The sequence below is a fragment of the Amycolatopsis sp. NPDC049691 genome (assembly GCF_040675005.1).
Classification (GTDB): Bacteria; Actinomycetota; Actinomycetes; order Mycobacteriales; family Pseudonocardiaceae; genus Amycolatopsis.
In genome coordinates this window covers 404,838-417,591 of record NZ_JBFANX010000005.1, presented here as the reverse complement: position 1 = coordinate 417,591, position 12,754 = coordinate 404,838, and the positions used below count along the sequence as shown (strand labels likewise).

Sequence of the window (12,754 nt, the reverse complement as noted above, 5' to 3'; positions counted from 1 at the left end):
CCGCATGGGGGCGTTCCTCAGCGGCATCCTCGCCGACTTCGCGCGGCACTGGCCCCTCTACGTGTCGATCCCGATCGTCGCCGCGCTGATCGGCTACGGCACCAAGCTCGTCGCGATCCGGATGATGTTCCAGCCGGTGGAGTTCATCGGCGTCAAGCCGTTCCTGGGCTGGCAGGGCATCGTGCCCAAGCGCGCGGCGCGGATGGCGAGCATCGCCTGCGACACGATGACCGAGCAGCTGATCAAGCCGGCCGAGGTCGTGGCGCGGCTCGATGCCTCCCGCATCGCCCAGGAAATCGAGAAACCGCTGCTGGCGGGCGTCGAGGACATCGTCCGCGAGGTGGCGGGCCACTACCAGCCGGGGCTGTGGGAGTCCCTGCCGGTCCGCGTCCAGCGCCTGGTGATCGAGCGCGTCCAGCACGAGTCACCGCGCATGGTCGCGGCGGTGCTCGACCTGATCAAGTCCGATGTGGACAGTGTGTTCGACCTCAAGGGCATGGTGGTCACCAGCCTGGTCAAGGACAAGCGCCTGCTGAACCGGATCTTCCAGGAGGCGGGCGCGAAGGAGTTCAAGTTCATCGCGCGCTCGGGCCTGGTCTTCGGCGGCGCGATCGGCGTGATCCAGATGGTGGCGTGGGTGCTGTTCAAGTTCCCGCCGATCATGCCGATCTTCGGTTTGTTCACCGGCTGGTTCACCGACTGGCTGGCCCTGCGGATGATCTTCTACCCGATCGAGCCGCGCCGCTATTTCGGCGTGCAGTGGCAAGGGTTGTTCCTGAAGCGCCGGGCGGAGGTGGCGGAGGCGTACGGGTCGTTGATCGCGAAGGAGATCATCACCCCGCACAACGTCATCGAAGCGATTCTGCACGGACCGCTGTCGGACCGGGTCCTGGCGTTGATCCAGCGCCAGCTGGACCGCGAGCTGGGGAGCGTCGCGAAGCCGTTGCTGGTGTTCGCGGTGGGGTCGCGGAAGTACCAGGACATGAAGCTGGCGATCGCGTCGCAGATCATGTCCCGGCTGCCGGAGACGATGAGGTACATCGAGGACTACGCGACGGACGCGATGGACATCCGCAACGTGCTGGTGTCGAAGATGAAGGAGCTGTCGCCGCGCGAGTTCGAGCGGCTGCTGCGGCCGGCCTTCGAGCAGGACGAGTGGATCCTGATCGCCACCGGGGCGGTGCTGGGGTTCGCGGTCGGTGAAGGTCAGGTGCTGTTGCTGGAGCACCTGGCGGTCTAAGCGGGGCTGGTTTGGCTTGGCCTGTCCGGCCCGGGCACCAACGTTCGGGCCGAGGCGATGTTCCGCGCCGGCACGTACTTCGAACGCCCCGGCGAGTTCCCCGCCAAGCTCGGCTACTCCGCGGCCGGGGTCGTCGAGGCCCTGGGCGAAGGCGTCACCGGCTTCGCGATCGGCGACGCCGTCAACACCGTCGCCGGCTTCTCGATGCGGGACTACGGCGTCTACGGCGAAGCGGCCATCGTCCCCGCGTCCGCCGTGCTCCGCCGCCCGGAAGGCCTTGCTGCCAGCGAAACCGTCGCCCTGTGGGGCCCGTTCCTCACCGCCTACGGTGCGATCGTCGTCCTCATCACCGCCGCGTCGAGCAGCGTCGGGCTCGCGACCATAGACGTCGTCAACCACATCGGTGCCGTTCCCATCGCCGCGACGCGCACCGAGGCGAAGAAACAACGGCTGCTGGACGCCGGTGCGGCGCACGTGATCGTCACCGACGACGAAAGCGTCGCCGCGCGGACGAAGGAAATCACCGGCGGCCGGGGCGCGGAGTTCGTCTTCGACGCCGTGGCCGGCGAAGGCGTCCGCGAGCGGGCCGCGGCCACCGCCAAGGCGGCACCCTCGTCGTCTACGGCGCACTCGACGCGAAGGAAACCCCGGTGGTTCGTGCCGACCATGCGACTGTTCAACGCCTTCGACCTGACACTCGACCCGGACCGGCTGGCCCGGGCCCACCACTTCGTCCGCGCCGGCGTCCGGGCGGGCACCTTCCGGCCGCGCGTGGACCGGACCTTCGACCTGGCCGACGTCGCCGAGTCGCACCGGTACCTCGAAGCGAACGGGCAGTTCGGCAAGGTGGTCGTGACCGTGGGCGGCTGAGAGGGCGAGCAACTCCACCCGAACGGCCGTACACCCGGACGTATCCCGGCGCTTACCTTGCGCCTCTAGTCTGCGTCAGGACGACGAGCGGGTGGGGGAGCCCATGACAGCCGAACCTTGGCCGCAGGAGATCCGCCTCGCCGTGACCATGGTGGGCGGGTCCAGCCTGGCGATCTGGATGGGCGGGGTCGCCACCGAGACGTCCCGGCTGCTGCGGGAATCGCGCGGGGACGTGGAGCCCGGGCTCTACCGGAAACTCCTCGACCTGCTCCGCGCCACCGTCTCCGTCGACGTCCTCACCGGGACCAGTGCCGGCGGCGTCAACGCCGCCTGCCTGGGGCTGGCCGAAGCCTTCGGCTCCACGCCGGAAGTCCTGCGCGACACCTGGATCACCACCGGGTCGCTGGAAAACCTGATCCGGGACCCGCGGGAACCGCAACCGCGGTCGGTGCTCGACGGCGACCGCGTGCTGCTCGACGATCTCGAAAAAGCGCTGCGGCAGATCACCGGGAAGGGCCGGCCGCCCGCCGAGGAGCCCGACGTCACCGTGCTGCTCACCGGGACGATGATCGACGGCGAGACCACCCGGTTCGACGACGCGCTCGGGAACCTCGTGCGGGACACCGAACACCGGATGCTGTTCCGGTTCTGCGGTCCACTGTGGACACCCGGGGTGGAGGGGCCGCTCGCGCTGGCGGCCCGCTCCACCGCGTCGTTCCCGGGTGCGTTCGAACTCTCGCGGATGCCCATCGGGCCCGACGCCACCGACCGGCTGCACCCCGACATGACGCCCTACACCGAGCTGACCCGCTCGCACTGGCTCACCGACGGCGGTGTGCTGCTGAACAAACCGCTGCGACCCGCGCTGCGCGAGATCTTCGAGCGTCCGTCGCACACGGACGTCCGGCGGCTGCTGCTCTACGTCGTGCCCACCGGCGAAAAGGACGCCGACGCCGTCGAGTGCGACGCCGCGAACCCGCCGCTGCTTTCGCACGCCATGGCCAAGGTCGTCAACACCGTGATGAGCCAGTCGATCAGCGCGGAACTGGACGACCTGACCCGGCACAACGACGCCGTGCTCCGCGCGCGCGACACCCGGGTTTCGCTGGCCGCACTGGGACTTCGCGGCGGGCCCGAGCACCTCGTCGACGACCGGATCGCCGCCGCCTACCTCGAGCGGCGGACCGCCGAGGACGCCGCCGAGCTCGTCCGCGTGGCGGCGCGGCGGTACGCGCTGTCCGAAGCGGACACCCCGGACCGCGACTGGGCGTCTGGCATGTCTCGGCAGCTGCGCGCGATCGCCGTGGCCGGGTTGAGCAGCGGGGTGCCGGCCGGGCCGCCGGCCGCCGCCGTCGCCGTGGCCGACCTCGTCGGGTACCGGACGACCGCGCTCGACGACGCCGTCGCCACCGGCCTGCAGCTGGTCAACGCGGGGTTCCGGCTGCAGCCGGACGCCACGCGCGCGAAGGAGCTCAACGACGCCCGCGCCGAGCTGCACGCGGCGCGGTCGACGGCCGCGCGCGGGGTCCGGCTCGGGCAGTGGGTGGCCGCGCACGCCGGGCCCGGTGCCAGCAGCACCCTCGAGGTCTGGATCCGCGAGCTGGCCGAGGAGTGGGCCGGGCTGGGCCGCTCGGCCGCCGTCGCCGACGCGTGGCCGAAGGTCGTCGCGGGCCTGCGCGCCGCGGCGCCGACGCTGCGCGCGCTGGCCGACGGCGACGACACCGTGACCACCCTGCTGGACTGGCTGGCCTTGACGCCCGACGTGGCCGACGAGGTCGTCCAAGCCCGGCTGCTGGCCCTGCACGTGGCGACGCGCGGGCTGCTCGCCCAGGCGCCGTCGGTCGACCAGCGCGTCGACCTCGTGCAGGTCAGCGCCGATTCGCGGACGCTGCTGGACATGACGCGGCAGCGGTCGGGGGACAAGCTGACCGGCCTGCAGGCGAACTACTTCGGCGCGTTCTACAAGGCGTCCTGGCGGGCCAGCGACTGGATGTGGGGCCGCGTCGACGGCGCCGGCTGGCTCGTCCAGTGCCTGCTCGACCCCGTCCGCCTCGAAACGCTGCGGGACGTCCTCGGCCGGGAGCGGTTCCGCGACGAGCTCGTCGCCGCGTTCGGCCCGGCCTGGCGCAAGCCCGGCGAGCAGGACCGGTGCACGCCGCAAGAGGCGGCGCAGCTGCGCGACCAGCTGACGGCCGAGCTGGCCTTCCTCGGCCTCGACGCCGACCTCCAGCCGGTCGAATTCACGTCCGAGCGGCCGCTCAGCCTGCCGGTGACGGCGATGGTGCTGGCCCGGCCGCGGCAGGCCGAAATCGCCGCCGAGGAGCTGCCGGTCGTCGACGTCACGGTCCGCCACGACGCCCGGGACGCCAAGAACATCGAAGCCGCGCTGGCGGCGGAGCGCCCCCGCGTCGACGTGGGCGCCGCCCAGGCCCGGTTCCAGGCCTGCCGCGTCTCGGCCGAGAAGCTGGCCGGTGAGCAGGGCACCGCGCGGCTGACCCGCACGCTCGTCGCGCTCGGCGCGGCCGTGGTGAACGCCGGCACGGTCGCGTTCCGGCTGCCCGGCGGCTGGCCGCAGACGGTCGCGGGCATGCTGCGGACGGTGGCCAGGAGCACGGCGAAGGTCGCCCAAGGCGCGTCCCGCCTCGGCACCGCGGGCTCGCTCGCGGCCGGTGTCCTCGCGTTGCTGGCCGGCCTCGTGCTCGGCAACAACGGCGGCGCCGTGCTCCAGTGGATCGGCCTCCCCGTCCTCGCCGGCGCGGTCGTCTACCTGGCGACGGCGCTGCTCACGATGGGCCGGTTCGCGCGGCGGCTGATCGCCGCGCTCGGGGTGCTGGTGGTCGCGGCGCTGTTGCTGGCCGCGTTCCTGCCGCCGGTCGCCGGGCCGTTCTTCGGCTGGCTCGGCGGGGTGGTCGCGGGTTGGCGGCGCGGTGAAGGCGCGGTGTGGTGGCTTGTGGTCTCCGGCCTGCTGGTCCTGCCGGCGGTCGTGATGCCGGTGAGCGGGATCTGGCGCCGTATCCGCCACCGCGGGCGCGCCTGACACGGCCCGTCGCCTTGCGATCACGGCGCCGAGGGTTCATCGTGCGGGTAGGTCGCGAGCCACGCGCGAGCGGCCCAGGCGCGCGTGTGCCCAAGCACCGTCCACTTCAAACATGTTTGTGGGACTGCTCACCGGGTACTCCGCGTCGTCGCAGGTCATTGCGGGGGTCGTGAGCCACGTCGCTGGCGGGGCGAAAATTCTCTGTTACGTTTCCTGAGTATGTCCGTAACGCACTTGATCGAATCCCCGACCAAGGCGGACGGCGCGGAGCTGTGGAGAATCGCGCGCGATTCCGCCAAGCTCGATCTCAACTCGCCGTACGCATACATGCTGTGGTGCCGCGATTTCGCCGAGTCCTCGGTGGTCGCGCGTGAGGACGGCAAGGCGGTCGGATTCGTCATCGCCTACCGCAGGCCGGACGAGCCGGAGACGGCGCTCGTCTGGCAGGTCGCGGTCGACGCGTCACAACGCGGGAAGGGCCTGGCCGGAGCGCTGCTCGACGCGCTGTACACGCGCCTGGTCGACGGCGGGGTGCGTTACCTCGAGACCACCATCACCCCGGACAACGAAGCGTCCATCGGGCTGTTCACGTCGTTCGCGAAGCGCTGGAACGCCGCGATGGAAACCAGTGTGCTGTTCGCCGGGGAGGAATTCCCCGAAGCCGGGCACCTGCCCGAAGAGCTTTACCGCATCGGTCCGCTGAAGCCGCGCAATGATCCGGGCGAGTAGGAGAAAAGAAACGTCATGAGCATCTTCGAAGAGCTCGAATCCGAGGTTCGCAGCTACAGCCGCGGCTGGCCGGTCGTGTTCGACCGCGCCCAGGGCAGCCACCTCTACGACGAGAGCGGAAAGCCCTATCTGGACTTCTTCGCCGGGGCCGGCGCGCTGAACTACGGGCACAACAACCCGGCGCTCAAGCAGGCGCTGATCGACTACATCCAGCGCGACGGCGTCACCCACGCGCTGGACATGTTCACCGTGGCCAAGCGGGACTTCCTGCAGACCTTCCGCGACAAGATCCTCGACCCGCGCGGCCTGAACTACAAGGTCGTCTTCCCGGGGCCGGGCGGCGCGAACGCCGTCGAAGCCGCCCTGAAGCTGGCGCGCAAGGTGACCGGCAAGGAATCGGTCATCAACTTCACCAACGCGTTCCACGGCATGACGCTCGGCGCGCTCTCGGTCACCGGCAACTCGATGAAGCGCGGCGGCGCCGGCGTTCCGCTGGTGCACGCCACCCCGATGCCGTACGACAAGTACTTCGACGGCGCGATGCCGGACTTCCTGTACTTCGAGAAGCTCCTCGAGGACTCCGGCAGCGGGCTCAACGAGCCGGCCGCGGTGATCGTCGAGGGCGTGCAGGGCGAGGGCGGCATCAACGCCGCGCGCCTGGAGTGGCTGAAGGGCCTCGACGACCTCTGCAAGCGCCACAACATCCTGCTGATCCTCGACGACGTCCAGATGGGCTGCGGCCGCACCGGGCCGTTCTTCAGCTTCGAAGACGCCGGCATCAAGCCGGACATCGTCTGCCTCTCGAAATCCATCGGCGGCTACGGCATCCCGATGGCGCTGACGCTGATCAAGCCGGAGCTCGACGTCTGGGAGCCGGGCGAGCACAACGGCACCTTCCGCGGCATCAGCCCGGCGTTCGTCACCGCGAAGGAGGCGATCGACGTCTACTGGAGCGACGACGAGCTCGAGAAGTCGACCAAGGCCAAGGGCGAGCGCATCGCCGCGGCGTTCTCCGGCATCGTCGAGACCTACCCCGAGGCGAAGCTGTACGCCAAGGGCCGCGGTCTCGCGCGGGGCATCGAGTTCCAGAACGGCGACCTGGCCGGCCGCGTCTGCGCGGAAGCGTTCGCGCGCGGCCTGCTGATGGAGACCTCCGGTCCCGACGGCGAAGTCATGAAGCTGCTGCCGCCGCTGACCCTGACCGACGACGAGCTGACGCAGGGCCTGTCGATCATCGACGAGTCCATCAAGGCCGTCCTGAAGAAGTAAGGAGATTGCCCGTGCTCGTCCGCACGCTCGACGAGATCACCGACACCGACGCCGACATCAAGACCCCGAACTGGCGCAGCAAGAGAATCATCCTGGCCAAGGAGGGCGTCGGCTTCTCGGTGCACGAGACCACGCTGTACGCGGGGACGGTCAACGACTTCTGGTACGCCAACCACATCGAGGCGGTGTTCATCACCTCCGGCGAGGGCGAGATCGAGGACCTGGCCACCGGCAAGGTGTACGAGCTCAAGCCCGGCACGCTGTACCTGCTCAACGACCACGACAAGCACCAGGTCCGGCCGAAGACCGAGATCAAGTGCGTGTGCGTGTTCAACCCGCCGGTGACCGGCCGCGAGGTGCACGACGAGAACGGCGTGTACCCGCTGATCACCGAAGACTCGTAGCACACCGGAGAGGAAACAGGAGGCGAAGCCCGTGACGCTGACGGACACCCGGGTCGACGACATTTACCCGACCCGGATCACCGGTACGCCGGAGCACCTGCCGCGCGTGCACCCCACGGTGTGGGGTACCGAAGCCGACGGCCCGATCGACGCCGCCACGCTGGCGAACCACGAGACCAAGGGCTACACCGTGGTCGAGGACGTGCTGTCCGTCGGGGAGGTCCAGACGTACTGGCAGGAGCTGGTGCGGCTGTCCTCCGACGCGGAGCTCGCCAAGGACGAGCGCGTGATCACCGAGGCGAAGACCGGTGAGGTCCGGTCGATCTTCGACGTCCACGAGATCTCGGCCCTGATCGCCGAGCTGGTGCGCGACCCGCGCGTGCTGGACCGGGCGCGGCAGCTGCTCGGCTCCGAGGTGTACATCCACCAGAGCCGCGTCAACTACATGCCCGGGTTCAAGGGCACCGGCTTCTACTGGCACTCGGACTTCGAAACCTGGCACGCGGAGGACGGCATGCCGTCGCCGCGCGCGGTCAGCTGCTCCATCGCGCTGACCGACAACTACCCGTTCAACGGCGGCCTGATGATCATGCCGGGCTCGCACCGGACGTTCGTCCAGTGCGCCGGCGAGACGCCCGACGACAACTACAAGAGCTCGCTCAAGGACCAGCGGGTGGGCGTGCCGAGCGAGGACGACATCACCAAGATGGCGGCCGAGTACGGCATCGACCAGTTCACCGGCCAGGCGGGCTCGGCGCTGTGGTTCGACTCGAACATCATGCACGGCTCCGGCAACAACATCACCCCGTACCCGCGCTCGAACATCTTCCTGGTGTTCAACAGCGTGGAGAACGCGTTGCAGGAGCCGTTCGCGGCGAGCGCGCCGCGGCCCGCGTTCATCGCCGGCCGCGACTCGACCCCGATCTCGCGCTGAGGGTGGGCCCGCCGGTGACCGACCCGGTGCGCCCTGTTACCGTGTCGCCACCGCGCGGGCGTGTGGTCCGCGCAACAGACGTCTTCGCGGACGATCGGCGGGTGCTTCGCTCGGGGTGAGCCCACCCGCCCGGTCGCCTGGGAAGACGACGGGCGGACCGTGCCCCCTGACGGCCCGGCCGGGAGCTTCACCACGACCCCCTACCAGCGGATCGGGACCGCTGGTAGGGGGTCGTGTCATGTCGGCCCGTGGATGTCGCACCGCTTCCCGCTGACCGCTACGGAATTCGCAGACGCCCCAAAACTCCTGGTACCGGCCCTGCTCGACAGCCGGTGACCACGGTAGGTTGACTTTCGGCGAGGGAGACGCCGAACCGACCGTGAACCCCCGGGGAGGTGGGCGCGAGCATGGCCGAATGCCGGTTCCAGCTGCTCGGGCCCGTCCAGCTCTTCGCCGGCGACGTCGCCGTCCCGATCGGCGGTCCCGGCGTCCGCGGCCTGCTCGCCCTGCTCGCGCTCAAGCCCGGCAAGGTCGTCGGGCTCGACGAGATCATCGACGCCCTGTGGGGCCACGACCCGCCGGCCACCGCGCGCACCATCGTCCACGGCAACGTCTCCCACCTGCGGCGGATCCTGCGCGACATCGACGGCCCGAGCATCCTGACCACGCCGCCGGGCTACCTGCTGGCGGTCGAGCCCGAGCGCGTCGACGTCCACCGGGCGCGCAGCCTGCTCGACCGCGCGTCCCTCGCCACCCCGGAGACCGCCGCCGCGCTGCTGGCCGAGGCGCTCGCGCTGTGGCAGGGCCCGGCGCTCGGCGGCGTGCCGGATTCGCTGCGGGCCCCCGAGCTGGAGGACCTGCGCCTGGCCGTGCACGGCGCCCGCGTCGACGCCGACCTCGACCTCGGCCGGCACGCCGAGCTGATCGTCGAGCTGAGCCCGATCGTCCGCGCCGACCCGCTCGCCGAGCGGACCGCCGGTCAGCTCATGCGGGCGCTGTACCACGCCGGGCGGCGCGGGGACGCGCTCGAGCTGTACCGGACCGTCTCGCGCGCCACGCTGCGCACCCTGGGCGTCGAGCCCGGCGCGGAGCTGCGGTGGCTGCACGAGCGCGTCCTGAACGACGACCTCCCGGTGCGCGACGTCGTCGCGCCGGCCGCGGCCGAGCCGGAGAAGGCGATCTCGCAGCTGCCCGCCGCGGTGCCGAGCCTGGCCGGGCGCGCCGACGAGCTGGCCTGGCTCGACGGCCTGGTCACCCGCGCGGAAGCGGGCGAGACGACGATCGCCGTCGTCACCGGGACCGCCGGGGTCGGCAAGAGCACGCTGGTCGTGTGGTGGGCGCACCGCGTCGCGTCGCGGTTCCCGGACGGCGTCCTGTTCGCGTCGCTGCGCGGCTTCGACCCGCACCACCCGCCGCTGGAGCCGGCCGAGCTGCTCACGCAGTTCCTGCTCGGCCTCGGCGTCGAAACCGCGAAGATCCCCGAGCTGCTGCACGAACGCGTCGCGCTCTACCGGTCGCTGATCGCCGGGCGGCGGATGCTCGTGCTGCTGGACGACGCCCGCACCGCCGAGCAGGTGCGCCCGCTGCTGCCGCCGAGCGCGCGAACGATGACCGTCGTGACCAGCCGGTCGCGCCTGGACGGGCTCGCCGTGTCGAACGCGGCCAAGCAGCGCGTCCTCGGCACGCTCCCGCCCGACGACGCCGTGCGGCTCATCGAGGAGCTCGCCGGCCCGGCCGCGCTCAACCACGCGCTGGCGCGCCTGTGCGGCTACCTCCCGCTCGCCCTGCGGATCGCGGGCGCGCGGCTCTCGGCGAGCGCGCAGCGGACCGCGGAGGAGCTGGTCGACGAGCTGGGCAACGAGCGCACCCGGCTGGCGGGCCTGCAGGTCGAGGGCGCCGACGACGGCGTGCGCGCCGCGTTCGACGTCTCCTTCCGCGGCCTGCCCGGCGAGATCGCCGAAACGTTCCTGCAGCTGGGCGCGGTCCCCGGGGTGATGGTCGGGCCGCACCTGATGGCCGCGGTCGCGCAGATCCCGGTCACCGAGGCCCGCCGGCGGCTGCGCGCGCTGGCCGCGCACAACCTCATCGAGGAGACCGCCCGGGACGTCTTCGCGCCGCACGACCTCGTCTGGCTCTACCTCCGCGAGCTCGCGGAACACGAGCTGGGCGAGAAGGAACGCGACGAGGCGCTCGGCTGGACGGTCCGCTACTACCAGGCGGTGGCCGACCGGGCGCGGCGCCGGCTGGGCCACGTCGCCGACCCGCTGGACTTCACCGGCGTGCTCGCCGAGGAGGCGATGCCGCCGCTGACCGGCTTCGGCGAGGCGCAGGAGTGGTTCGCGGCGGAGTGGCCGAACCTCCTCGCGGCCCTCGACGCCGCGTACACGGCCGGCCGCTACGACGACGTCTGGCGGCTGGCCCTCCTTGGTCACCGCTACCGCGTGGTGTGCCCGCTGCTGGACGAGTGGACGCGGATGGCCGACCTGGGTGTCGCGGCCGCGGAGGCGGTGGGCGACGTCGAGGGCCAGTGCTGGCTGCGGCTCGCGCGGTGCGAGATCGCGCTGACCTTCGAGCTGCCGGGGTACGGGTTCGCGGACGCCGAACGGGCGGTCGCGCTGGCGGCCGGGTCCGCCGACGCGTGGCTGACCACGTCGGCCGACCTGCACCTGGGCCGCGCGCTGAGCCGGCGCGGCGAGCACCAGAAGGCGATCGACCGCTTGACGAAGGCGATCGCCCAGGCCCCGGACGTCACGCTGCGCGGCCGGGCGCTCAGCAGCTGCGCGCAGGCGGAGAAGCGGGCGGGCCGGCTGGCCGAGGCGGTCGCCCACCAGCTCGAGGGGCTGGCGGCCGACCGCTCGCTCGGCGACGACGACCGGATCGTGGTGGCGCTGGACAAGGTGGCCGACCTCAGCCTCCGCGCGGGCGACCTGGAGGCGGCGGAGCGGTACGTCTGGGAGGCGATCGACCTCGCGATCAGCCGCGAGTTCGTGGCCCGCGAAGGCGCGCTGCGGCTGACGCTGGGCCGGGTGCTGCGGGCGCGGGGCGATCTCGACGGCGCGCGGGAGCAGCTGGCGCTGTCGGTGCGCATTTACGAACGGGTGCACCCGAAGCTCGTCGGCGAGGTGCGGACCGAACTCGCCGAACTCCAGTGAGGCTTTCGCGCGACAACTCGGCGCCGGTCGGCGACATTTGTGAAGAGAGTTGCGAATGGATCACGGCAGCCTGGATCACCGTGAATCCTTAGTGGATTCTTAGTGCCGGCCGGTGGCGTCCGCGTAGGTTCGGCAGTGCCGGCTGAGCCCTAGGGGAGGGGCAGGCTGAGACGCCGGTGCCGGGCCCCGCGCGGGAAAACCCCGCCGGGGCCGGGAGCCGCCAGGAGCGGCTCGTGGCGGCCCGGCCGGCCGACTTGGGGGTAGGCCGGCCGGTCGCCAGGCTCGCCTCAGCCCACGTTCGCCGTGCAGAGCGCGATCGTCGTCCCGCTGTTTTCCGCGACCTTCTTGCCGTCGACGAGAATGGCGCAGCTGATTTCGTTGGTCATGTTGGAATTGCGGGTGTCGGCGGTCAGCGTCAACAGGTACGAACCACTGTTGTAGGACGCCGCGCCCTCCCACGCGTCGGTGCTCGCCGGCGCGTTCTCCGTGCGCTGGTCCGACAGGCTGCCGTAGCGCACGGTCGCGCCGCCGGCGGAGGTCACCTGGAACGTCACGGTGTGCTTGTCCCCGCCCACCGCGGGCAGGTGCAGCCCGGACTCGCCGCCGCCGAAGAAGGTCGAGTACAGCAGCATCCCGGCGGTGGTCAGCAGCGCGGCGATCGTGGCCACCAGCGCGGTGATCGCGAGGCCGCGGTCGCCGACCGTGCCCCTCTTGACCTGGACCAGCCCGGTGATCGCCAGCACGAGCCCGATCCCGGCGAGCGGCCACGCGACGAACCCGACGTCCGGGACGAACGTGACGACGATGGCGGCCACGCCGAGCAGCAGGCCGACGATGGCCAGGATGTTCCGCCCGGGCTTCGCGTTGGCCTGACGACGCTCCGTGGCCGTCACCGGTGGCGCGGGCCGTCCGTGGCGCGCGGTGGTCGGCGGCGGGTACTGCGGGTCGGTCATCATGCGGGCCCCTTCGGGTGGGAGTGCGACGACGTTAACCCATAAGAGTGCCCACGAACGAAATTGTTACATTCTGGAAAAAGTCATTGTCCCACCATTTTGCGCGAAGTACCGGTATTTCCTGACATCGCGCGCAGGGTGTGGCCGGGTGATCAATGCCGAGAAT

General features: G+C 71.1%; 9 protein-coding genes. 8 read left to right on the top strand and 1 reads right to left on the bottom strand.

The genetic code is table 11. From position 1 onward, the window contains the following. Positions 1-4 precede the first annotated feature (4 nt). The 8 genes from AB0J40_RS14635 to AB0J40_RS14600 all read left to right on the top strand — a co-directional run bounded on the left by AB0J40_RS14635 (position 5) and on the right by AB0J40_RS14600 (position 11,635). The gene (locus tag AB0J40_RS14635; RefSeq protein ID WP_364452352.1) at positions 5-1,240 is read left to right on the top strand and encodes a DUF445 domain-containing protein; all 1,236 of its coding nucleotides are present in this window, start codon (positions 5-7) and stop codon (positions 1,238-1,240) included. Between the two features lie 57 nt (positions 1,241-1,297). Then, the gene (locus tag AB0J40_RS14630; protein ID WP_364452349.1) at positions 1,298-2,110 is read left to right on the top strand and encodes a zinc-dependent alcohol dehydrogenase family protein; all 813 of its coding nucleotides are present in this window, start codon (positions 1,298-1,300) and stop codon (positions 2,108-2,110) included. A gap of 103 nt (positions 2,111-2,213) precedes the next feature. After that, complete coding sequence (locus AB0J40_RS14625) at positions 2,214-5,147, top strand: patatin-like protein (protein ID WP_364452347.1); 2,934 nt, start codon at positions 2,214-2,216, stop codon at positions 5,145-5,147. 219 nt (positions 5,148-5,366) lie between these two features. After that, the gene (gene ectA / locus AB0J40_RS14620; RefSeq protein ID WP_364452345.1) at positions 5,367-5,876 is read left to right on the top strand and encodes a diaminobutyrate acetyltransferase; all 510 of its coding nucleotides are present in this window, start codon (positions 5,367-5,369) and stop codon (positions 5,874-5,876) included. A 15-nt stretch (positions 5,877-5,891) separates the two neighbouring features. Next, positions 5,892-7,145, top strand: a complete 1,254-nt coding sequence (gene ectB, locus AB0J40_RS14615; protein WP_364452343.1) for a diaminobutyrate--2-oxoglutarate transaminase — start codon at positions 5,892-5,894, stop codon at positions 7,143-7,145. Between the two features lie 11 nt (positions 7,146-7,156). Next, complete coding sequence (locus tag AB0J40_RS14610) at positions 7,157-7,549, top strand: ectoine synthase (RefSeq protein ID WP_364452341.1); 393 nt, start codon at positions 7,157-7,159, stop codon at positions 7,547-7,549. 31 nt (positions 7,550-7,580) lie between these two features. Further along, positions 7,581-8,483: an ectoine hydroxylase gene (gene thpD / locus AB0J40_RS14605; RefSeq protein ID WP_364452339.1), complete on the top strand. Its 903-nt coding sequence runs from the start codon at positions 7,581-7,583 to the stop codon at positions 8,481-8,483. A gap of 407 nt (positions 8,484-8,890) precedes the next feature. Beyond that, positions 8,891-11,635, top strand: coding sequence for a BTAD domain-containing putative transcriptional regulator (locus tag AB0J40_RS14600; RefSeq protein ID WP_364452336.1), 2,745 nt, complete (start codon positions 8,891-8,893; stop codon positions 11,633-11,635). Positions 11,636-11,922: 287 nt separating this feature from the next. Here AB0J40_RS14600 and AB0J40_RS14595 read toward each other — a convergent pair whose 3' ends face one another. After that, positions 11,923-12,591, bottom strand: a complete 669-nt coding sequence (locus AB0J40_RS14595; protein ID WP_364452333.1) for a DUF4190 domain-containing protein — start codon at positions 12,589-12,591, stop codon at positions 11,923-11,925. Positions 12,592-12,754: the final 163 nt, after the last annotated feature.